The sequence below is a fragment of the Curvibacter fontanus genome, assembly GCF_054780335.1.
Window position 1 is genome coordinate 1 of record NZ_BAAGWN010000034.1, and the last position, 22072, is coordinate 22072.

The 22072-nt window shown below is 63.2% G+C and carries 17 protein-coding genes; 10 read left to right on the forward strand and 7 right to left on the reverse strand.

The genetic code is table 11. The features are described 5' to 3' along the window. Positions 1-109 precede the first annotated feature (109 nt). A complete protein-coding gene (ltrA, locus tag ACYVH8_RS12955; RefSeq protein WP_460489230.1) occupies positions 110-1795 on the reverse strand; it encodes a group II intron reverse transcriptase/maturase in 1686 nt (561 codons plus the stop codon). Between the two features lie 1004 nt (positions 1796-2799). On the opposite strand from ltrA, the gene ACYVH8_RS12960 reads away from it, so the two are divergent. Next, on the forward strand, positions 2800-3648 hold the full coding sequence (locus ACYVH8_RS12960; protein WP_460489231.1) for a M14 family murein peptide amidase A: 849 nt from the start codon (positions 2800-2802) through the stop codon (positions 3646-3648). Between the two features lie 77 nt (positions 3649-3725). Here ACYVH8_RS12960 and ACYVH8_RS12965 read toward each other — a convergent pair whose 3' ends face one another. Both ACYVH8_RS12965 and ACYVH8_RS12970 read right to left on the reverse strand, forming a co-directional pair. Further along, the gene (locus tag ACYVH8_RS12965) at positions 3726-4148 is read right to left on the reverse strand and encodes a universal stress protein (protein WP_460489232.1); all 423 of its coding nucleotides are present in this window, start codon (positions 4146-4148) and stop codon (positions 3726-3728) included. Positions 4149-4210: 62 nt separating this feature from the next. Continuing rightward, complete coding sequence (locus ACYVH8_RS12970) at positions 4211-5185, reverse strand: LysR family transcriptional regulator (RefSeq protein WP_460489233.1); 975 nt, start codon at positions 5183-5185, stop codon at positions 4211-4213. Positions 5186-5303: 118 nt separating this feature from the next. Here ACYVH8_RS12970 and ACYVH8_RS12975 point away from each other — a divergent pair, with 118 nt between their 5' ends. Both ACYVH8_RS12975 and ACYVH8_RS12980 read left to right on the forward strand, forming a co-directional pair. Next, complete coding sequence (locus ACYVH8_RS12975) at positions 5304-5825, forward strand: hypothetical protein (protein ID WP_460489234.1); 522 nt, start codon at positions 5304-5306, stop codon at positions 5823-5825. A gap of 177 nt (positions 5826-6002) precedes the next feature. Continuing rightward, a complete protein-coding gene (locus tag ACYVH8_RS12980) occupies positions 6003-6638 on the forward strand; it encodes a hypothetical protein (protein WP_460489235.1) in 636 nt (211 codons plus the stop codon). Between the two features lie 89 nt (positions 6639-6727). Here ACYVH8_RS12980 and ACYVH8_RS12985 read toward each other — a convergent pair whose 3' ends face one another. Both ACYVH8_RS12985 and ACYVH8_RS12990 read right to left on the reverse strand, forming a co-directional pair. Continuing rightward, positions 6728-8605 (reverse strand): phosphoenolpyruvate carboxykinase (GTP), encoded by a 1878-nt coding sequence (locus ACYVH8_RS12985; protein ID WP_460489236.1) that lies wholly within the window; start codon positions 8603-8605, stop codon positions 6728-6730. Positions 8606-9015: 410 nt separating this feature from the next. Next, positions 9016-9144, reverse strand: a complete 129-nt coding sequence (locus ACYVH8_RS12990; RefSeq protein ID WP_460489237.1) for a hypothetical protein — start codon at positions 9142-9144, stop codon at positions 9016-9018. 209 nt (positions 9145-9353) lie between these two features. On the opposite strand from ACYVH8_RS12990, the gene ACYVH8_RS12995 reads away from it, so the two are divergent. Continuing rightward, positions 9354-11684, forward strand: coding sequence for an ATP-binding protein (locus ACYVH8_RS12995; RefSeq protein WP_460489238.1), 2331 nt, complete (start codon positions 9354-9356; stop codon positions 11682-11684). A gap of 177 nt (positions 11685-11861) precedes the next feature. Beyond that, positions 11862-12161 (forward strand): hypothetical protein, encoded by a 300-nt coding sequence (locus ACYVH8_RS13000; protein WP_460489239.1) that lies wholly within the window; start codon positions 11862-11864, stop codon positions 12159-12161. A 30-nt stretch (positions 12162-12191) separates the two neighbouring features. Here the strand turns inward: ACYVH8_RS13000 and ACYVH8_RS13005 are convergent, their stop codons facing one another. Both ACYVH8_RS13005 and ACYVH8_RS13010 read right to left on the reverse strand, forming a co-directional pair. Beyond that, complete coding sequence (locus ACYVH8_RS13005; protein WP_460489246.1) at positions 12192-14120, reverse strand: RecQ family ATP-dependent DNA helicase; 1929 nt, start codon at positions 14118-14120, stop codon at positions 12192-12194. 39 nt (positions 14121-14159) lie between these two features. Further along, on the reverse strand, positions 14160-14555 hold the full coding sequence (locus ACYVH8_RS13010; protein ID WP_460489240.1) for a rhodanese-like domain-containing protein: 396 nt from the start codon (positions 14553-14555) through the stop codon (positions 14160-14162). Between the two features lie 70 nt (positions 14556-14625). On the opposite strand from ACYVH8_RS13010, the gene ACYVH8_RS13015 reads away from it, so the two are divergent. From ACYVH8_RS13015 to ACYVH8_RS13035, 5 genes are all read left to right on the forward strand, one after another. Beyond that, positions 14626-15675, forward strand: coding sequence for a homocysteine S-methyltransferase family protein (locus tag ACYVH8_RS13015; RefSeq protein ID WP_460489241.1), 1050 nt, complete (start codon positions 14626-14628; stop codon positions 15673-15675). 78 nt (positions 15676-15753) lie between these two features. After that, the gene (gene hsdR / locus ACYVH8_RS13020) at positions 15754-18192 is read left to right on the forward strand and encodes an EcoAI/FtnUII family type I restriction enzme subunit R (protein WP_460489242.1); all 2439 of its coding nucleotides are present in this window, start codon (positions 15754-15756) and stop codon (positions 18190-18192) included. A gap of 82 nt (positions 18193-18274) precedes the next feature. Further along, complete coding sequence (locus ACYVH8_RS13025) at positions 18275-19744, forward strand: type I restriction-modification system subunit M (protein WP_460489243.1); 1470 nt, start codon at positions 18275-18277, stop codon at positions 19742-19744. Next, positions 19741-21489, forward strand: a complete 1749-nt coding sequence (locus tag ACYVH8_RS13030; protein ID WP_460489244.1) for a restriction endonuclease subunit S — start codon at positions 19741-19743, stop codon at positions 21487-21489. Before ACYVH8_RS13025 ends, ACYVH8_RS13030 begins: the two co-directional genes overlap by 4 nt. A gap of 2 nt (positions 21490-21491) precedes the next feature. After that, on the forward strand, positions 21492-22072 hold a 581-nt coding region (locus ACYVH8_RS13035), incomplete at its 3' end, for a hypothetical protein (protein ID WP_460489245.1).

Genomic DNA, 22072 nt, shown 5'->3' on the forward strand with positions numbered 1-22072 from the left:
CGCACCCGCTTTTTCGCCGCCTCGCTCAATCGCTTTTGCACCATGCCCATATTCTCCAGGAACAAGCCTGCAGACATAACGCACGGACGGTACAGCGGTTGTCATGTTTTTAGAGAAGATCAATAGTAACCTCTAAGCCAAGGGCGTGGACTCGCCGGTGACATATCGGGTGTAACAGCACCCGATTGGAGAGAGCGTCACTCCCCCCATGCTGTCTGTAGATGATATGGTGGTCATCCCAGCTTTCCTCAGCATCGTCTAATGGTTGCTCACAGCGCGCGCACTCACCACCCTGAGAGAACCACAGCTTGAGACGTTGGTAGCCCCAGATTGCGTTACGCATCCGTTGCTGCCGCAGTTTCTCGCCGTAGTACTCCCAGTCCGGATGGAACGGGTTGTAATCCCCTTTCACCTTGACCCAGCGAACAATCTTTGTGTCCGCCAAGCGATACAACCGAAGCTGTATCGGGTTGCCGTTCCGGTCGGTGTCGTGTCCCTCAAACTCCCAGCGTGAACCGGAAGTATTCCAGTAGCGGTCAACGACCCACTTACCGGTTTTTCGAGGATGCCGCCTCTTACCCCACCGCATCAGCTTCCACCATATGAGGTGGTCGAGTTTGCTGTAGGTAGTCTTGACCACTACACCTTCGTGGTATCGAGCCCAGCCAGTTAAGACCGGGTTCAACCGCGTTATGAGCACACTTTCTGGCATGTGCAGCGAAGTGGTGATGATTTCCCTTACCTTGTCGTAGAACGTTTTCACGTTTTTCCGGCTTGGCTTGATGAGCATCTTTCCGGAGTATTTCCGGAAATTCCATCCGAGGAAATCAAATCCGTCATCTATATGAACGACCCGTGTCTTGGTCTCGGACAGTCGCAATCCCCGCTCGCGCAGGAACGCTTCCACCCATGGTCGTACGATAGTTTCCAGCAGATCTCTCGATTCGCTGGTCACCACAAAATCGTCCGCATATCTGACAAGATGCACCTTTGCCTCTTTGGTTTTCACCGTTCCGAGCGCCTCTTTCAAGTACGCTTTGAGTCCGATTTCCAAACCATTGAGACAAACATTCGCTAACACCGGCGAGATGACACCACCTTGCGGCGTGCCCTCTGCCGTGGCCCGGAGCTGACCCGCGTCAACTACCCCGGATTTCAACCATGTGCGCAGTGTTCGCTTGTGCATGTGCACGTTAGCTACTAACCAATCATGGTTGATGTGGTCGAAGAACCCCTCGATGTCCGCATCCAGCACCCAGCGAGCCGAGGCTTGCTGAGAGAGGGACACGAACAGTTGAGCCCTTGCGTCGTGCGTTGACCGTCCTTTCCGAAAGCCGTAGCTATTCGGGTCGGACGCGCATTCCACGGTAGGCTCCAGCGCAAGCAGGTGTAAGGCCTGCATCGCCCTGTCGAGCATGGTGGGGATACCCAAAGGGCGTTCCTTTCCATTTGGTTTAGGGATGTAGACACGACGCAAGGGCCGTGCTTTGTAGTCCCGTTGGTTCAGTCGACTCACCGCTGCCAATTTCTTGTGTGGCTCGTCCCAAAGCTCGCGATCGACGCCACTCGTTCGCTTCCCTTGGTTTTCAGTTACTCGCCTGACAGCAAGTGCCCTTGCTTGCCAGGAGCGGATCAGGCTTCTTCGTAGTCTTGCGACCCGGCGGAAGTCCTTTTCCGTTTCAGCTAACGCTATGCGCGTCTGCATCTTCCCTACGAACAACATGACCTTCTTCCAGTCTATGGAATGCCAGTCAGTCACGTTGGGGAGCGCAGCATCCTTGCGGATGTTTTCCATACCTCTCTCCATTCAGGCTGACCCCAAATGAAGGTAGTTCGACCCGAGGGTCGAATACCCTCGGGGTCGGTTTAAGTACACAGACGGCTTGCGCCGTCGCACCTGTTGCAAGTTGGCAGGCTTTCACCTCAGTGCATGGCACCTATGCGACCCATTACGGACCGCCATTCGCTTTTTGCAACTTCCTCTGCCCACTGGCCCAACACCGTCGCTTACGCTCAGGCTGCCCGTGTCCGAGGACATGGGCGGGACATTGGGTTTACCTCGTTTCACTCCGTGCCCCGTCGGCTGGCTTGCCAACAGTCAGGGGTAGGGACGCTCTTTTCGCCGGATGCCATCAGGGAACGGACTACAGGGCATGACATGTAGTCCCAAGGCATCACACCGTTTTGGTACGTGGCTCCCGCCTTGCGGCGGAGATAGGAGTAAGCCACTTATTGCTAACGACGATTCGGACGAGCGTTCAGATATCTTTCCCATACCTAATTCCTCGGCGGCCCCCTCACTTCCTACTCGTGAGGTCGAACAGGTTTGCACCTGTTCTGTGTGCGCAAGCGCACGGGTCGTTTAACTACAGCTCTGCACCAGCCAATTACTCAGCCAGCACATGTAGTCGAGGACACCGGGTTCCACCGGTGGCTTTGTAGGAAAGCAAGACACGGAGCGCGGTTGCGCTCATGACTAATCGCATCCACTCCAGTCTGAAGCATCACTAGGTGATCGTAAAGATTGGGTAAAGATGAAATCCATGTCTCATATATGCCGAAATTTCGCTCCCTTGCGGGTACGAAACCACTGCGGATGCACCTTTCGGTGTCCGGCAGACGGCAGAGAAAAGGCTTCACAGCCGTCACAGATTTGGCCCTTTTTAGGGGGCAACTTCCCCTCTGCTATAGAGAGAGGAAGTCATTAGTTAAAGGCGGTCACAAGGACCACATGAAGCGACATCGAGTCGCACCATGCGTGCAATTTACCTGAAATTGGGCGCGCCCTAGAATGCCGGCATGGGTTTCTGTAAACGGATGGCGGCAGCCGCAGTGCCGCTGCTGCTGGCCATGAGCGCGCAGGCCAATGGGCGCGCCTGCGACGAGTTCTATGCACGCTTGCCGAACGTGAGCTGGGCCCTGTGCCAGGCGACGCAGTTGCAGCCCAGCGATGGGCGCAGCGTCAAGGGCCGGATGATCTACACGCGTGATGTCCAACCGCCCACAACGCGTTTGCGCGTCCTGGTGATCGGCGGCATGCATGGGGACGAGCTGTCATCGGCTTCGGTGGCTTTGCACTGGATCCGGCTGGCGCAGGGGACGCCGGAGGCGATCCACTGGCGCTTCATACCTGCGCTCAATCCCGATGGCCTGTTCGACAAGCCGGCACGCCGTGTCAATGCCAATGGTGTGGACCTCAACCGCAATTTCCCCACGCCCAACTGGGAGCGCGACGCCGCGATCTACTGGGAGAAGCGCACCCGCAAGGACCCGCGGCGCTGGCCGGGCAGGATGCCGCTGAGTGAACCCGAAAGCCGTTTCCTGCACGACGAGATGCAGCGTTTCAAGCCCAACCTCATCGTGAGCATCCACGCGCCCTATGGTGTGCTCGACTTCGACGGCCCGATCGAGCCGCCGCGTCGCCTGGGCCGGCTCTACCTGGACCAGGTCGGCATCTTCCCGGGCTCGCTGGGCAACTACGGCGGCGTGCACAGGGGCATGCCCGTGGTGACGATCGAACTCCCCAGCGCCCTGCTGACGCCGCGCAATGTCGAGATCCAGCGCATGTGGGCCGACTTGCGGCAATGGATGGGCCTGACGCTGGCCGGTGTGGTGGCCGAGCCGCAGGCAGCGCCGCTGCAGCGTTGAAGAGCCAGCGGGGCCCGACGCAGAAACGCCGTCAACCGCCGGGGCAGCGGTGACGGCGCGCGTGAGTGGGCTGTGGCTCAGCGGACCAGCAGCACCGGCACGCCGCAGTGCGCCAGCACCTGCGTGGCGACCGAACCCATCACCAGATTGCCCAGGGCGCCGTGGCCGTGGGAGCCCATGACGATCAAGTCGAACTTGCCGGACTCGGCCACCTTGGCCAGGGTCTCACCGGCCGGGCCGACCTTCCACTGGCTCTTGGCTTCGATGCCATGCCGGGCCAGGAACTTGGACACCGGGGCCACGATCTTCTCGGCTTCTTCGGTGTGGTACTTGTCAACGATCTCCTTGCCCACGGCGGCACGGGCACGGGGAGGCAGCTGGGGCTGGGCCGTGAAGATGGTGTAGCTGTGGTCGGCGCTGAACAGACTGTCATGCGTGGTCAGGTAGGCCAGCATTTTTTTGGTGTACTCGCTGCCGTCGACAGCCAGAAGAATTTTCATGGTGAGCTCCTTTGTGGGTGCAGTCAGTGTAGAGAGATGGGCCGCCGGAACTTTGACTTGTGTCAAGGAGGTGTGGTTTCCTGTTCCCCTCGCCGCTGCTGCGGCAATCGGGCCAGCACCTCGCGCAGCCAGGCATGCGCACCGCTGTGCTGCAGCCGGCGGTGCCAGACCGCGTCGACATGCACCGCCGGCACTCTGAAGGGCAGCTCGCGCAGGACCAGCTGGTCGGCGATGCCGGTCACGCTGACAAAGTGCCGCGGCAGCACGGTCAGCAGATCGGATGTCGAGACCACGCGCCCGGCGGTGAAGAACTGGTTGACGGTCAGCACGATCTGGCGTTGCCTTCCCTGCCCGGCCAGGGCCTCGTCGATGAAGCCATAGGGCCGGCCTGAGAAGCTGACCAGCAGATGGCGCGCCGCGCAATAACGGTCCAGCGTCAGTTCCTCATGGGCCAGCGGATGGTTGCGCCGCATCACGCAGACATAGTCGCTGCGATAGAGGGGCTGATGCTCGAAGGCCACGGTGTCGCCGGCCTGGGCCTGGGCTGTCAGCGAGGCCAGCACGGCTGGAAAGTAACCGATGGCCAGATCGGCGGCCTCTTCGTCGAGCAGACGGCGCGGGTCCCGGGTGGTCAGCGGCACGACGCGGATGGTGACGCCCGGGGCGTCACGGTCGATCACCGCGATCAGGCCTGGGATCAGTTCGGCGGCGGTGGCATCGGCCATGGCCAGCACGAAGGTGGTGTTGGCCTGGCCGGGCACAAAGCTGCCGGGCGCCAGCGTTTCCTGCAAGGCCTGCAGGGCCTGCTGCACGGTGGGCCACAGAGCCAGGGCGCGCGGCGTCGGCTCCAGACCCTGCCCCCTGCGGCGCAGCAGTTCGTCGCCCAGAGCCTCGCGCAGACGCCGCAGTGCATTGCTGACAGCTGGTTGAGTGAGTGATAACTTGCCGGCAGCCTTTGTCAGGCTGCGCTCAGCCATGATTTCATCGAAAACCCGCAGCAGGTTCAGATCCAGGGTGCGGAAGTTGAGTTCAGACATTTGGCGATAGTACATCACTCTTGTGAATTTTGATCATCATTAATATAAAGTTGAATGACAGTAGTAAAAACCCTAATATCTCGACATCGCAGCAAATATTTCACCCAGGAGGTTCACCATGAACAACAGTTTCGTCCACCTTGAGTACTCGAACAGCCACCCCGGCGTCGAGCGTTTCGAGCGCGTCGTCAATGCCGCCGGCATCCTGCGCAGCGGTTTCACGGCCACACGCGGTCTGGCCGGTGTGTTGCTCGCCGCCATGGTGGCGACCCTGGTGGTGGTGGCCGACCAGCTCATGGACACCTGGGCCGACGGCCATCTGATGGCCGTCTGGGTCCTGATGTGGCTCATCGGTTTTGCCGCCCTGGCCCTGCTAGCTCCGACCGCCCGCGGTCTGGCCGGTCGTGTCATGCAAGGCCTGGATGCCTGGTCGCAGGGCATCGCCCGCCGCCGCGCCGATGAGCGCCTCTGGGACCTGGCCCGCAAGGATTCGCGGGTGATGGCTGATATCCAGGCTGCCGCCACCCGCGCCGAAAATGGCGACGCTGATGCCGTGGTCAACGAGACGGCTGTCCGTGTCGTGAACTACCACGCTGCCGGTCGCATTGCCCGTCTGACCAGCCGCGTCTGGAACGAGTAAGCGTTCCTCCCGCTGCTGCGCTGTCTGCAAGCGTATGAAAAAGCCGCCTTCGGGTGGCTTTTTCTTTGAGGTTCTTGGTCGGAGGCTTCAATGCAATCGCAAGAAGCTATAAAGTCCAGACATCGGCGCTGCGAAATGCCGCAGTTTTGCTGAAGTGCTCAAGAAACCCCCGCCAACGTGTCCTCTCCCTTTAATCGAAGCCTGTTCGCACAGATGCCGCCGAGCATCGTGATCACCGAGCCCGTACCGCGCTGGAAGGTCTGGGCGCAGTACAGCCTGCGGGCGGGGTCCCTCGTAGTGCTTTGCGTCGTGAGTTTTTATGCCGGGATCCGGTACGAACGCCAGCCCCGGCCCGACGCCCCGGCCATGACCGTGGCCTCTGACGTCGATGAAGCTGGCCAGCCGGACACACCGCCCGCTGCGCGGCCACCGGCCCCGGCCGAGCCACCACCAGCCGATCCGCTGGCGCCGCTCGCCCTGGAGGGCTTGCAGATCCAGACCCTGGACATCGCCAGAGCCCGTGCCGTCCCGGGTGAGCTGGCCTATGAATTCGTGGTTTCGAACGACGGGCGTTCCTACGAAGGCAGTTTCGAGTTCCTGGTGCTGGGGATGCAGGACGGACATGCGGTGCAATGGACCTTTCCGCCCGACAGCCAGCGTGCCAGCGGCGCCTACCGGCTGCGGGTCGCGCGTTACCTGAAGATGACGGGCAAGCTCCAGTTGCCGCCGGGTCTGAGGCCCCAGGCCGTCGCGCTGAGCTTGCGCGAGCCTTCGGGTGTGCGGGCCAGCCGTGGACTCGTTCTGCCAGAGTAAAGAGGCGGATGGGCAGGAGCCCGCCGGCTTGCAAGCGAGCAAGAAAAAAGGGGCGCCTTGTGCGCCCCTTTTCGATGAGAGTCCTGTGATCAGGCCGTCAGCAGGTTCTCGATGCGCTGGCGCGTGTCGCGCAAGGCCTGGGGCAGGCGCGCGTCGATCTGCTCGAACAGTGCGTCGTGCAGCTTGAGCTCCTGCAGCCAGAGGGCCTTGTCGATGCTGGTCACGGACTTGAACTGCTCGGGTGTGAAGTCCAGGCTTTTCCAGTTGAACTCCTCGTAGGCCGGGCTCACGCCGTAGAAGTGCTCCTGGCCCCGCACCTCGTTCTCGATGCGGTCGATCATCCACTTGAGCACGCGCATGTTCTCGCCGTAGCCGGGCCAGACGAACTTGCCGTCCTCGCCCTTGCGGAACCAGTTGGTCGTGAAGATGGAGGGCACACGCGCACCCCGGGCGACGACCTTCTCGCCGAGCTTGAGCCAGTGCGCGAAATAGTCGCCCATGTGGTAGCCCGTGAAGGGCAGCATGGCAAAGGGATCGCGACGCACCACGCCCTGCTGGCCGATGATGGCCGCCGTGGTTTCCGAGCCCATGGTCGCGGCCATGTAGACGCCTTCGGTCCAGTTGCGGGCCTCGGTCACCAGCGGCACGGTGTTGGAGCGGCGACCGCCGAAGATGAAAGCGTCGATGGCCACGCCCTTGGGGTTGTCCCATTCGGGGTCCAGCGCCGGGTTGTTGGTGGCGGCCACGGTGAAGCGGGAGTTCGGGTGGGCGGCCTTGGCGCCGGTTTCCTTGGCGATCTGCGGTGTCCAGTCCAAGCCCCGCCAGTCGATGGCATGGGCCGGCGGCTCGCCGTCCATGCCTTCCCACCAGACGTCGCCGTCGTCGGTCAGCGCGACGTTGGTGTAGATCACGTCGCGCTTGAGCGACTCCATGCAGTTCGGGTTGGTCTTGTAGTTGGTGCCGGGGGCCACGCCGAAATAGCCGGCTTCCGGGTTGATGGCGTACATGCGGCCATCGGGGCCGGGCTTGACCCAGGCGATGTCGTCGCCGACCGTCGTGACCTTCCAGCCTTCGAAACCAGCGGGCGGCACCAGCATGGCGAAGTTGGTCTTGCCGCAGGCGCTGGGGAAGGCCGCAGCCACATGGTATTTCTTGCCCTGGGGGTTGCTCACGCCCAGGATCAGCATGTGCTCGGCCAGCCAGCCTTCGTCGCGGCCCATGTTGGAGGCGATGCGCAGCGCGAAGCATTTCTTGCCCAGCAGGGCGTTGCCGCCGTAGCCCGAGCCGTAGGACCAGATCTCACGCGTCTCGGGGTAGTGCACGATGTACTTGGTCTGGTTGCAGGGCCAGCTGCTGTCCCTCTGGCCCGGCTGCAGCGGCGCGCCCACGGTGTGCATGGCCGGCACGAAGTCGCCGTCGGTGCCGAGCACGTCGTAGACGGCCTTGCCCATGCGGGTCATGAGCTTCATGTTGACGGCCACATAGGGGCTGTCGGAGAGTTCGACGCCGATATGGGCGATGTCGCTGCCCAGCGGGCCCATGGAGAAGGGCACCACGTACAGGGTGCGGCCCTTCATGCAGCCCTTGAAGAGGGCGGGCGTGCCATCGACCTTGCCGTACTGCATGAGCGCGCGCATCTCGGCCGGGTCGATCCAGTTGTTGGTCGGGCCGGCGTCGTCCTTGCGGGCCGAGCAGATGAAGGTGCGGTCTTCCACGCGGGCCACGTCGCTGGCGTCGGAGCGGCACAGGAAACTGTTCGGGCGCTTGCTTTCGTTGAGCTTCACGAAAGTGCCCGCCTCGACCAGTTGCTCGCACAGGCGCTGGTATTCGGCGTCGCTGCCATCACACCAGTAGATGGCGGCGGGCTGGCACAGGGCCGCCATGTCGGCCACCCAGGCCAGCAGCCGGGCGTGTTTCACATGGCTGGGGGCATTCAGGTGGATACCCTGCATCACGGGAGAATTCATGGACTCGGCTCCTGGTTGTGGTGATCTTCTCGCTGCGGCCTTCCCGGAGCTGCCCCGGAGCGGCCTCAGAACCTGAGCGTCGGCCACGGCCGGGCGCCGGTGCGGGCCATTGTATGAACTGGATCCCGAGTTACATCCGGGTTACAGTCAAAACTCATGCAAAACATGCATAACCCTATGCCTTGAGAAAAGGCCGGGCGCGGTTGTCTGTGTGCGGCCGCGGGTGCGTGGGCCGTCATGGCTGGCTGCGTCGGGAGACGCAGAAAGTGAGGGTCGGGAACGAGGGGCGCGCGCTGATGGCGCAGGTGCCGCCCAGGCATGGGCACGGGAGAGAGGTGAGGGGGCTGCGGCGCCCTATCGAAGGTGCACCGCAGCCCCAAGGCGTGGCGGCCGCATGGGCGTCACGGACATCAGGCCATGAAGACGGCGATGAAAGCAAGCAGGAAAATCATCAGGCCGCCAAGCAACGGGATGACCACCGGTGCCGTGTGCACGATGTTCTCGATGGGGTCGTCGGACTGGGGCTGCTGGTGGGACATGCTGTTTCCTCTATGGGCTGGTAATCGACAGCGCGCATTTTACATGCGAGGCCTTGACCGTACACAGGCAACCGCCAAGGGTGTACCGGCGTGCCGTGGAAGTCAAGCGCCATCCGGCCGGCGGTCATGGCCAGACAGGGCTTCCCAGCGGTCGTGGTCTGCGTTATCGTGAACGCGTCCTGGAACCTGGTCCTGTTGGAGGGCGGTGGATGGTCAAGCGGTTGTTGATCGACAAGGCAGACGGGCCTTTGCTGGCCTCGCCCGGCCTGCGCGATGCGCCGGTGCTGGACCTGATGTGCTCCCATTTTGTGCTGACCCTGGTCAGTCGCATGGGTGGCGGCTTCAATGCGCGGCGCGACCTGCACGGCGTCATCGAACTGGCCGGCCGGCATCTGGTCTGGCCCCTGCCTGTGCTGCAGCGCCTGCGCGACTACCTGGAACGGCGCTGTGCCGGCAACGAGCACTGGGCCGGCCACGAGGCGCTGGACATGGACGCTTTCCTGGCGCGGTATGGTGACTGGCGGGGCCCTTACGAAGAGGGCACGCTGTTCTTCTATCTCGACGATTACGCCAAGAGCCAGCCGCGCGACCTGCTGGCGGTGCTGGCCGTGACCGGCGACTGGCTGCGCCAGACCCTGAAGAAGCAATCCACCCTGGTGCAGAAGAACATCGACGCCCTGGCCAACCTGCTGCAGCTCAACCAGGCCGAGCGCGCCCTGCTGCTCTACGGCACGCTGACGCGTTACCAGCGTGAACTGCGCAGCCTGCTGGTCGAGTTCAAGGTCAACAATGCGGCCGAGGCCTATGCTGTCATCGCCGAGGTGGCGGGCGTCAAGGCCGAAGAGGTGGGCGAGGCCCTGCGCACCGGCTCGCGGCTGGAACGTATCGGCCTCGTTGACAACCTGATCTCGGAGCACAACATCACCGACCTGGCCGACCTCATGAAGGTCAGCGAAAAGCTGCCGCCGGTGCTGATGCGCGCCTACCGCGACCAGGCCGAATTGATGGCCGTCTTCACCCGGCCGGTCAGCAAGAGCAGCCTGGCGCTGGAGGATTTCAACTTCGTCGGCGAGGAGGCGCAGATGCTCACGACCCTGTTGCGCAACGCCGTGGCGCGGCGCGAGGTGGGTGTCAATGTGCTGCTCTACGGCCCACCGGGCACCGGCAAGACCGAGCTGGCGAAGGTGGCGGCGCAGGCCGCGGGGCTGGAGCTGTTCGAGGTGGAGTACGCCGACCGCGACGGCAATTCGCTGAGCGGGCGCGAACGCTACCGCTCGCTGCAGATCGCCCAGGTGTTCCTCAAGGGCAGCGCGCAGTCGGCCCTGCTGTTCGACGAGGTGGAAGACGTTTTCCCGCCGATCTCCAGCGAGGCGGCCCAGCTGCTGGTGCGGGCCGAGAAGACCGGGGCGCCGGCTTCCAGCAGCGTCAGCGGCAAGGCCTGGGTCAACCAGATCCTGGAATCCAATGCGGTACCCACGGTCTGGGTGACCAACCGCATCGAGCAGATCGACCCGGCCTTCCGACGCCGTTTTGCCTACCACCTGGAGTTGAAATCGCCGCCCCCTGGCGCGCGCGAACAGCTGGTGCACCGGGCCCTGGAAGGGGTGGCTGTGTCCGACGCCTTCGTGGCCCGTCTCGTGGCGCGCAAGGGGCTGACCCCGGCCCAGATCCATACGGCCCTGCGTTTTGCCGGCCTGGTCGTCCCGGCGCAGGAGGCGCCGAACGCCCAGGGGGGGCTGGAAGCGCTGATCGAGCGGCAGCTGCGCAATGCCGATCTGGCCCTGGGCGGCCGGCGCGAAAACGCACCGGCGCAGCACCTGGACACGCGTTATGACCTGACCCTGCTGAATGTGGAGAGTCGTTTCGAGTTGCCGCGCATGGTGCAGGCACTGCAGGCGCGCGGCCGTGGCAGCCTGTGCTTCTACGGCCCGCCGGGCAGCGGCAAGACGGCGCTGGCTGCCCACCTGGCCGAGCAGATGGGGCGGCCGCTGTTGATCCGCCAGGCCAGCGACCTGGTCAGCAAGTTCATCGGCGAGACCGAGCAGAACATGGCGGCCATGTTCGCCGAGGCCGAGGCCGAGAACGCCGTGCTGTTGCTGGACGAGGCCGACAGTTTTTTGCAGGACCGCCGCGGCGCCCAGCGCACCTACGAGGTGACCGAGGTCAACGAGATGCTGCAGGGCATGGAGCGGCACAAGGGGGTCTTCATCTGCACCACCAATCTGTTCGACCGCATCGACCAGGCCGCGCTGCGGCGTTTCACCTTCAAGATCCGCTTCAAGGCGCTGACGCGCGAGCAGCGCCATGCCATGTTCGTGACCGAGGCCCTGGGCGGTCAGGCCGAGCGGCTCAGCCCCGAGTTGCAGCACCGGCTGGACCTGCTGGACCAACTCTGCCCGGGCGATTTTGCTGCGGTGCAGCGTCAGGCTGACATCCTGGGGGGCGGTTTCGATGCGCTGGAATTCCTGGAGCAGCTCGAAGCCGAGCACCGCATCAAGCCCGAAGTACGGGAAAGCCGCAGCGTCGGCTTCATGCAATAACCCTATGTAAATAGCGGGCTTGTTGCGCCTGGACACAGCTTGTCGGCCAGGTCCATCGGGCCTATGTCAACCGTTTACATCGCTCAAGCGTCATAGGTCCATGGCGGGTGCCGGTATGAGCCGCCGGGACGGTCCCGGCAGATCACCGAAGTCATTGGACCCGCAGCAGAGGACTTTATGACCATGCGCAAAGACATCATCAAAGTGCCGGAAAAGGGCACCTACAAGTGGCAGCTTTTCAAGCAGTGGACGGATGAGTTCCGCCAGACCCAGGCTGACCACGTGGCCTACATCGCCCTGCACCTGGCCGGCGTGCTGGAGCCCTGCCGCACCAAATTCGACAAGCTCATGCAGCACCACCGCCAGCAGCTGTGCGACAACTCCAAGGTGCAGCGCCACAGCCGTGCCATCGAGCGCCTGCAGAACACCATGTCCGCTGCAGCCATGTCCTACGAAAGCAACTTCCGCCGTCACTGAGCGGAAAGTCAGGCGCCGGCAGGCCGCCTTTCAAGCCCCGTCTGCCACCACCCTCAACACATCGGCGCCATAAGCCTCGAGCTTCTTGGCGCCGATGCCGCTGATGCCCTGCAGGTCTTCCAGACTTTGCGGGCGGCGCCGCGCAATCTCGGCCAGCGTGGCGTCGTGGAAGATCACATAGGCCGGCAGGTTGTGCTCGCGCGCCACCTCGGCGCGCCAGGTTTTCAGGTTGATGTAACGCACCTGGTCGTCCACTCCCAGGGCTTGCGCTGCCGGTGCCAGCGCGCCGGCCCGGCGGCTGCGTTTGGCCGTGGGCGTCGCCACCGACTCGCGCAACTGCACCTTCACTTCCCCCTTGAGCACGGCCCGGGAACCGTCGGTCAGCCGCAGGGTGTTGAACATGCCTCCGTCCACGGCCACCGCGCCGATCGCGATCAGCTGGCGCAGGACCGCGCGCAACTCACTTTCGCCAGCCTCCTTGGCGATGCCGAAAGTGCTGAGCTGCTCGTGCCCGTACTGGGCCACCTTCTCGGTCTGCTTGCCGCGCAGGATGTCCATCATGTGGCCGGCGCCAAAGCTGATGCCGCTGGCCTGTTGCACACGGTAGATGCAACTCAAGAATTTGCGTGCGAGTTCGCTGCCGTCCTGCACGGCGGGCGGGTGCAGGCAGTTGTCGCAGTTGCCGCATGTGGCCACCACGCCCGGCACTTCGTGTCCTCGCTGCCCCCCGAGGGGGTCGTGCCCGCCTTGGGGCGGCCCGGCGGCGGGCGGGCTCGCTCCGTAGACCTCGCCGAAGTAGCCCAGCAGGCGCACACGGCGGCAGTCGGTCGCCTCGGCCAGGGCCAGCAGGGCGTCGAGTTTGCCGCGCATGACCTGCTTGAAATCCTCGCCGGCCGGGCTTTCGTCGATCATGCGGCGCTGGTTCACCACGTCCTGCAGGCCGTAGGCCATCCAGGCATCGGCCGCCGCGCCGTCGCGGCCCGCGCGGCCGGTCTCCTGGTAATAGCCTTCGATGTTCTTGGGCATGTCCAGGTGGGCGACAAAACGCACATCGGGTTTGTCGATGCCCATGCCGAAGGCGATGGTGGCGACCATGACCAGCCCTTCCTCGCGCAGGAAGCGGTTCTGGTTCTGCTGGCGTATGGCCGAATCCAGGCCGGCGTGATAAGGCAGGGCCTGGATGCCGGCTTCGCTGAGCGACTGGGCCACGTCCTCGACGCGCTTGCGCGACTGGCAGTAGACAATGCCGGCCTCGCCCGCATGCTCGCGTTCGATGAAACGCAGCAGCTGGCTCAGCGCGTCCTTCTTCTCGACGATGGTGTAGCGGATGTTGGGCCGGTCGAAGCTGCTGACAAACTGTTGCGCCTGCTCGAGTTGCAGGCGCTCGACAATGTCGGCGCGTGTCAGCGCATCGGCTGTGGCGGTCAGCGCGATGCGCGGCACGCCGGGGTAGCGCTCGTGCAGGACCGTGAGTGCGCGGTACTCGGGCCGGAAATCATGGCCCCACTGGCTCACGCAATGCGCTTCGTCGATGGCGAACAGGGCCAACTGTCCGCGCTCGGCCAGGGCATCGAGCTGGGCCAGGAAGCGCGGTGTGGTGACGCGCTCGGGCGCCGCGTAGAGCAGGGTCAGTTCGCCGCGCAGCAGGCGTTTTTCTACCTGCGCGGCTTCTTCGCCCGTGAGGCTGGAGTTCAGGAAAGCGGCCTCGACACCGGCTTCGTGCAGGGCGCCGACCTGGTCGTGCATGAGCGCGATGAGCGGCGAGACCACGATCGCGGTGCCCTGACCGGCGTCCTGGCGCGCAATGGCCGGGACCTGGTAACAGAGCGATTTGCCGCCACCGGTAGGCATGAGCACCAGCGCGTCGCCACCGGCGACGACATGCTCGATGATGGCCTGCTGCGGGCCGCGAAAGGCCTCGTAGCCGAAGACGCGGCGCAGGATGTCCCGGGGGGACAGGAACGGGGTGTTCAAGTCAGACCGGGTGCAAGAGGGAGATCACATCTGCTCCCAGGGCAGGCCGTCGTGGCGCCAGCCGTTGAGGGTGGAACGCTTGAAGTGGTCGTCCAGATCCCCTTCGAAGCCGTGCAGCACGTTGTAGAGCTGCGTGAAGCCGGCTTTCTGCAGGACCTCGCCGGCATCCAGCGTGCGTTTGCCGCTGCGGCACAGCAGCACCAGGGGGCGCCCCTTGTCGCCGGCGGTTTCGCGTTCGACGGCGGCCACAAAAGCGGCCGGATCCGGTGTCAGGTCCGGGTATTCGTACCAGGGGATGTTGACCACACCCGGCGGGCGGCCGACGTACAGCGACTCGATTTCCATGCGCACGTCGAGGAACAATGCCGTCGGCTGTTGCTGCAGGAGCTCCCAGGCTTCCCGGGGCAGGAGGTGTTTCATGGGGCTCTATTGTCCCGGGTTTTGGGCGGGCCTTGGGCCTTCCAGGCCAGGCTTTCTACAATGGAGGGCTATGAAGCCGCTGCACTACACCCGCGCCCAAACCCTGCCCGGTATCCTGGCCCGCCGCATCGTCGTCCTGGACGGCGCCATGGGCACCATGATCCAGCGCTTCAAGCTCAACGAGGCGCAGTACCGCGGCGAGCGTTTTCAGGACTTCCACAAGGACGTCAAGGGCAACAACGAGCTGCTGTCCCTGACCCGGCCCGACATCATTCGCGACATTCATGAGGGTTATCTGGCCGCCGGCGCCGATCTGGTCGAGACCAACACCTTCGGCGCGACCACCGTGGCCCAGGCCGACTACGACATGGCGTCTCTGGCGCGCGAGATGAACCTGGCTTCGGCCCGCATCGCGCGCGAGGCCTGCGACAAGTACAGCACCCCGGACCGGCCGCGTTTCGTGGCGGGCGCCCTGGGCCCCACGCCCAAGACCGCCAGCATCAGCCCGGACGTGAACGACCCCGGTGCGCGCAACACCTCCTTTGAAGAACTGCGTGCCGCCTACTACGAGCAGGTCGAAGCCCTGGTCGAGGGTGGGTCCGACGTGTTGCTGGTTGAAACCATCTTCGACACGCTCAACGCCAAGGCCGCGCTGTTCGCCATCGACGAGTACTTCGAGAGTTCGGGTCAGCGCCTGCCGCTCATCATCAGCGGCACGGTGACCGATGCTTCGGGCCGCATCCTCAGCGGCCAGACCGTCACCGCCTTCTGGCACAGCGTGCGCCATGCCCGGCCACTGGCCGTGGGTCTGAACTGCGCCCTGGGTGCGGCGCTGATGCGCCCCTACATCCAGGAGCTGGCCAAGGTGGCGGACGATACCTACATCAGTTGCTATCCCAATGCCGGCCTTCCCAATCCCATGAGCGAGACCGGTTTCGACGAGACACCGGAAGTTACCAGCCGCCTGCTGCGTGAGTTCGCGGCCGAGGGCCTGGTCAACATCGTGGGCGGCTGCTGCGGCACCACGCCCGAGCACATCGGTGCCATCCACGATGCGGTGGCGCCGTTGCCCACGCGGGCACTGGGCAGCGCCGGGCCGTTCTACCGCGAAGCGGCCTGAGATTCCCCCGCTGACGGTTCGGCACCGGCCGTGGCACACTTGCCCCGATCCCAACAGGCGGATCGCGGGGAGGCCGGTTTGAACAAGAAGCAACTCTCGGAAAGCGACATCTGCGACAAATACATCCGGCCCGCCATGGAGCGGGCCGGGTGGCATGGGCTGGAGCAGATCTTTCGCGAATATCCCCTGCGGGCAGGCCACGTCGTGGTGCGCGGCACCAAGGCCCAGCGCGACAAGTCCACAGTGTTGCGCGCCGATTACGCGCTGTTCTACAAAACCAATATCCCGCTGGCCGTGGTCGAGGCCAAGGACAACAAACACGCCGTCGGCGCCGGCATGGCCCAGGCCATCACCTACGCCCAGCTGTTGGAGGTGCCGTTCGTTTTTTCGAGCAATGGTGACGGTTTTGTGTTCCGTGACGCCACGCTTGCCACCGGCGCGCTGGAACAGAACCTGGCTCTGGACGAGTTCCCCGGTCCGCAGGAACTGTGGCAGCGCTACTGCGCCTGGAAAGGGTGGAACGAAGAAACCCGCCGCATTGTCGCTTTCGACTACGCAGTCAGCAAGACACCGCGTTATTACCAGCTCAACGCGATCAACCGCACGGTGGAAGCCATCGCCGCCGGCCGCAACCGGGTGCTGCTGGTCATGGCCACCGGCACCGGCAAGACCTACACCGCGTTCCAGATCATCTGGCGACTGTGGAGAAGCGGCGCCAAGAAACGTATCCTCTTTCTGGCTGACCGCAACATCCTCATCGACCAGACCATGGTCAACGACTTCCGGCCCTTTAAGGGCGCCATGGCCAAGCTCAGCCCGAATGCCAAAGGCGTGGAACGGGTAAGCGCGCAGGACACAGCGCTTGTGGAAGACGTCGCACTGGCGGTGAACAAAACCACCAAGCAGGTGGACAAGAGCTACGAGATCTATCTCTCGCTCTACCAGGCCGTCACCGGCACAGCAGAAGAAAGCAATATCTATAAGCAGTTCTCGCCCGACTTCTTCGACCACATCGTGGTGGACGAGTGTCACCGTGGCAGCGCGGATGAAGACTCGGCCTGGCGCGACATCCTCACCTATTTCAGCAGTGCCACCCAGGTCGGCCTGACCGCCACACCCAAAGAAACCAAGGACGTTTCCAACAGCGACTACTTTGGCGAGCCCCTCTACACCTACAGCCTGCGCCAGGGCATCGAAGACGGCTACCTGGCGCCCTACAAGGTCATCCGCATAGATCTGGACAAGGACACCTTCGGTTGGCGTCCTACGGAGGGCATGACCGACAAGCACGGCAATCTGATCGAAGATCGCGTGTACACAGGCACGGACATGAATCGCAAGCTCGTGCTGGAACAGCGCGACGCGCTGGTAGCGGCGAGGATCACCGAATACCTCAAGGCCACCGACCGCTGCGCCAAGACCATCGTCTTCTGCGAAGACATCGACCACGCCGCCCGCATGCGCCAGGCCCTGGTCAATGCCAACGCCGACATCTGCGCCACCCACCCCAAATACGTGGTGCAGATCACCGGCGACAACGTCGAGGGCAAGCGCGAACTCGACAACTTCATCGACCCCGAAAAGACCTACCCCGTCATCGCCACCACCTCCAAGCTCATGAGCACCGGGGTGGACGCCCAGACCTGCAAGCTCATCGTGCTGGACCAGAACATCAAGTCCATGACCCTGTTCAAGCAGATCATCGGCCGTGGCACCCGCCTGCGTGAAGACCTGGGCAAGAGCTGGTTCACCATCCTCGACTTCAAGCGCGCCACCGAGCTGTTTGCCGACAAAGACTTTGACGGTGACCCGGTGCAAATCTACGAACCTGGCGCAAACGACCCGGTCAACCCACCCGAATTGCCGCCGGCTGGCGTATCCGCACCCGTTCAGCCTGCGCCTGTCGAAGGCGGCCCCCTCGCCCCCATGGGGCCGGGCGATGGCGAGCCGAAGAAATACGTGCTTGGCAACCTGGTCACAGTGGCCGTGGCCCGCGAACGCGTGCAGTACCTCAACGCCCAGGGCAAGCTCATTACCGAAAGCCTGCGCGACTACACCCGCATCAACCTCACCCGCCGCTACGACTCGCTCGACAAATTCCTCCAGGCCTGGAGCGACGCCGACCGCAAGGCCGCTCTGCTGGAAGAGCTGGAATCGCGCGGCGTGCTCATCGACGCCCTGGCCGACGAGCTGGGCAAGGATCTGGACCCGTTCGACCTGCTGCTGCACGTGGCCTACAACATGCCGCCGCTCACCCGGCGCGAGCGGGCCAACCGCGTGAAAAAGCGCAACGTCTTCACGCAGTACGGGCCGGTGGCGCGCCAGGTCATCGACGCGCTGCTGGACAAATACGCCGACGAAGGCATCGCCACCATCGAAGCCGACACCGTGTTCAACGTGCAGCCCTTTACAACCATCGGCCGCCCGGCCGAAATCATCCGCAGCTTCGGCGGCCGGCCACAGTACCTGCAGGCCCTGCGCACGCTGGAGCAGGAGCTGTACGCGCCACGGGGCTGACCCATTCCTGCCCGTTCACCGCACGTCTTTAGTGGGGCATTTGCCCCGTACCCATTGAAGTCTGATTGATCCCGAAAGAAGCATGTCCAACCTCTCCCCCGTCATCAAATCCATCCAGGACATCATGCGCCAGGACAGCGGCGTCGACGGCGACGCCCAGCGCATCAGCCAGCTCACCTGGCTGCTGTTTCTCAAGGTCTTCGACGCGCTGGAAGAAGAGCTGGAGCTCACCCGCGACAACTACCAAAGCCCCATCCCCGAAAAGCTGCGCTGGCGCCATTGGGCGACAGATGCCGAAGGCAGCACCGGCGAGCCGCTGTTGAACTTCGTCAACAACGAACTGTTCACCACGCTCAAGAACCTGAATGCCGACCCCGTGCGCAACCCGCGTGGCTACGTGGTGCGCGGCGTGTTTGAAGACGCCTACAACTACATGAAAAGCGGCCACCTGCTGCGCCAGGTGATCAACAAGCTCAACGGCATCGACTTCAACCGTCAGGCCGAGCGCCACCAGTTCAACGACCTGTACGAAAAAATCCTGCGCGACCTGCAGAGCGCCGGCAACGCGGGCGAGTTCTACACCCCGCGCGCCGTCACCCAGTTCATGGTGGACATGGTCAACCCGCAGCTGGGCGAGCGTGTCATGGACCCGGCCACCGGCACCGGCGGCTTTCTCGTCTGCACCATCGAGCACCTGCGCAAACAGGTGCGCACCCCCGAGCAGGAGGTGCTGCTGCAAAGCAGCATCGGCGGCGTGGAGAAAAAGCAGCTGCCCCACATGCTCTGCGTCACCAACCTCATGCTGCACGGTATCGAGGTGCCCAGCCAGATCGTGCATGGCAACACCCTGGCCCGGCCCCTGCGTGACTACACCCCCGCCGAGCGTGTGGACGTGGTGCTCACCAACCCGCCTTTCGGGGGTGTGGAAGAGCCGGGCATTGAGCAGGGTTTTCCCGCCGACGTGCGCACCAAGGAAACGGCGGACCTGTTCCTCGTGCTCATCAAGCACATCCTCAAACCCGGCGGCCGCGCCGCCCTGGTGCTGCCCGACGGCACCCTGTTCGGCGAAGGCGTCAAGACCCGTATCAAAGAGCAGCTGCTGACGGAGTGCAATCTGCACACCATCGTGCGCCTGCCCAACGGCGTGTTTGCGCCCTACACCGGCATCAAGACCAACCTGCTCTTCTTCACCAAAGGCCGGCCCACGCAAGAGATCTGGTACTACGAACACCCCTACCCGCCGGGCGTAAAGAGCTACAACAAGACCAAGCCCATCCGCATCGAAGAGTTCGACGCCGAGAAGGTCTGGTGTGGCAGCGAGGCCGATGGTTTTGCCAACCGGGTGGAGAACGAGCGCGCCTGGAAGGTCAGCATCGAGCAGATCAAAGCCGCGGGCTACAACCTGGATCAGAAGAACCCCCACGTGGGCGACGTGGTGGACCACGACCCCGATCACCTGCTGGCCGACTACCAGCGCCTGCAGGCCGAAGCCCAGGCCCTGCGCGACCAGCTCAAGGCCATCCTCTCGCAATCCCTGGGGGCCAAGGCGTGAGCACCGAGCTGCTGGCGCAGGAACCCAGCGCCAAATACCTGCAGCCCCAACGCGCCGAGCGCGTGGAGCTGATCGCCCAGGCCCCTGGGGGCGTGGCGCGGCTACGCGAATTGATTTTGACCCTGGCCGTGCAGGGCAAGCTGGTGCCACAGGACCCGGCGGATGAGCCGGCGAGCGCATTGCTGAAACAGATACGGGCCGAGAAAGATCGGCTGATTGCCGAGGGCAAGATCAAGCGCGACAAGCCGCTGGCGGAGACTGCGGAGAAAGAAACGCCGTTTGAATTGCCGGAGGGCTGGGTTTGGGAGAGGCTGGGTGTTATCGGGGACATCTTTTCAGGCAACAGTATCAATTCAACAGAAAAAGAATCTAAATACGCTATAAAAATCGGCTTGCCGTACATCGCAACCAAAGACGTTGGCTACGGACTTGAATCGCTTGACTATGAAAACGGTATTCGCATTCCCTTTGGAGAAACAAAATTCAAGGTAGCTTTGCCTGGATCCGTTTTGATCTGTGCTGAAGGTGGTAGTGCCGGTAGGAAATGCGGATTGACGGAACGCGAAATTTGTTTTGGAAACAAACTTTTTGCCAACACTCCTTTCGGCGATATTCCGCCCAAGTTCATCCTGTTTACATATCAATCGCCGCACTTCATTGAATCGTTTCGCGGCGCCATGACAGGAATCATTGGCGGAATTTCTCTAGCCAAATTCCAGGAGCTTCTGATCCCGCTTCCTCCTTTGGCGGAACAAAAGCGCATCGTCCCCCGTGTCGAAGAACTCATGCGCTTGTGCGAAGCATTGGATGCGAAAGCCCAACTCGAAGCCACGCAGCATGCGCAACTGCTGCAGGCCCTGCTCGGCAGTCTGACCGCCAGCACCACGCCGGAAGAACTGGCCGCCAACTGGCAGCGCGTGGCCGCGCATTTCGATCTGCTGCTCGATCGTCCCGAGGCCGTAGATGCTCTGGAGCAGACCGTCCTCCAACTTGCTGTGCGCGGCCTGCTCGTCCCCCAGGACCCCAACGACGAACCCGCCAGCGAGTTGCGGAAGAAAATCCGCGCTGAGAAAGACAGGCTCATCGCCGAAGGCAAAATCAAACGCGACAAGCTCTTGCCACCGATTGCGGCGGACGAACAGCCGTTCGATTTACCGCAGGGGTGGGAGTGGGTGCCAATAGATTCGCTGGCGAGCGTGGGGACTGGAACGACGCCATCCCGAGAGAACCCGGCGTACTTTACAGATGGCACGACTCCGTGGGTGACAAGCGGGGAAACAGGTCAACCCTTCATTGACGCAACCGAGCAGCACGTTACCGGCGTCGCCCTTGAGCAGACCAGCTTGACCGTATATCCCATTGGTACGTTGATCGTGGCAATGTACGGGCAAGGGAAAACACGCGGCCAAGTGGCTGAACTGCGAATACCAGCCGCTACAAATCAAGCGTGCGCTGCCATTGTTCTGGTCGATAGCTCGGCCGCGCATAGGGCGTACGTCAAACTTGTATTCGAGAAGAGCTACGATGAAATCCGCGAGCTATCGGCAGGAGGCGCGCAACCAAATTTGAACGTTGGCAAAGTCAAGGCGACCTTAATCCCGCTTCCCCCCCTTGCCGAACAATCTCGCATCGCCGCCCGCGTCGCCGCCCTGCGCCGCCTGTGCGACGAGTTGCGCCAGCGCCTGAGCCGCGCCCAAGCCCAGCAGGCGCTGCTGGCCGAGGCGCTGGTGCAAGAGGTGGCCTGACCATGCTGGACCAGGTGGAGGCCTTCTTCTCGTTGCTGGAGCGCGTCAAGCGTTACTGGCGCAAGAAGGCGCAGCCACCCGAGCCGGAAACGCTCGCGGGCCGTTTCTTGCGCCTGTTTGCGGCGCACGGCGTCCACCCCAATCAGATCCCCCGTTTCTTCGGTCATGGTCTGGCGCTGCGCGATGTGCAGTCCTCGGAGGAGCTGGCACGCTGCCTGACGGACGAGCACCTGGCGGCGGCGTGTGAGCTGTTCGGTGTGCGGCGGAGTTGGCTGGAGCGTGGCGAGGGGCAGGCGCATGAGGTGCACTACTTCTATTTGCAGCCTGAAAGTTTCGGCGCATTTCTGGATGCCTTGCCGGTGTTGCGCAAGCAGCAGGGTGAGCAGATGGAGGCCAAGCTGTTCATGGCCGGTTTCGGCGCACGCAACGAGCAAAGCGTGCTCATGCTGCAAGAGCCGCTAGGGCGTGTTAACACTAATTGTGTCGAGAGTCATCGAATGCGAAACTGCAGGCATGGAGATCACACCCGAGCAATTCAAACGCATCGAACACTGCTTCCCCGTGCAGCGCGGCAACGTCAGCC

What these genes read in the sequence shown, in the direction of transcription:
- ltrA (WP_460489230.1), bottom strand. Translation starts at nt 1,795, where the DNA reads ATGGAAAACATCCGCAAGGATGCTGCGCTCCCCAACGTGACTGACTGG.
- ACYVH8_RS12960 (WP_460489231.1), top strand. Translation starts at nt 2,800, where the DNA reads ATGGGTTTCTGTAAACGGATGGCGGCAGCCGCAGTGCCGCTGCTGCTG.
- ACYVH8_RS12965 (WP_460489232.1), bottom strand. Translation starts at nt 4,148, where the DNA reads ATGAAAATTCTTCTGGCTGTCGACGGCAGCGAGTACACCAAAAAAATG.
- ACYVH8_RS12970 (WP_460489233.1), bottom strand. Translation starts at nt 5,185, where the DNA reads ATGTCTGAACTCAACTTCCGCACCCTGGATCTGAACCTGCTGCGGGTT.
- ACYVH8_RS12975 (WP_460489234.1), top strand. Translation starts at nt 5,304, where the DNA reads ATGAACAACAGTTTCGTCCACCTTGAGTACTCGAACAGCCACCCCGGC.
- ACYVH8_RS12985 (WP_460489236.1), bottom strand. Translation starts at nt 8,605, where the DNA reads ATGAATTCTCCCGTGATGCAGGGTATCCACCTGAATGCCCCCAGCCAT.
- ACYVH8_RS12990 (WP_460489237.1), bottom strand. Translation starts at nt 9,144, where the DNA reads ATGTCCCACCAGCAGCCCCAGTCCGACGACCCCATCGAGAACATCGTG.
- ACYVH8_RS12995 (WP_460489238.1), top strand. Translation starts at nt 9,354, where the DNA reads ATGGTCAAGCGGTTGTTGATCGACAAGGCAGACGGGCCTTTGCTGGCC.
- ACYVH8_RS13000 (WP_460489239.1), top strand. Translation starts at nt 11,862, where the DNA reads ATGACCATGCGCAAAGACATCATCAAAGTGCCGGAAAAGGGCACCTAC.
- ACYVH8_RS13010 (WP_460489240.1), bottom strand. Translation starts at nt 14,555, where the DNA reads ATGAAACACCTCCTGCCCCGGGAAGCCTGGGAGCTCCTGCAGCAACAG.
- ACYVH8_RS13015 (WP_460489241.1), top strand. Translation starts at nt 14,626, where the DNA reads ATGAAGCCGCTGCACTACACCCGCGCCCAAACCCTGCCCGGTATCCTG.
- ACYVH8_RS13025 (WP_460489243.1), top strand. Translation starts at nt 18,275, where the DNA reads ATGTCCAACCTCTCCCCCGTCATCAAATCCATCCAGGACATCATGCGC.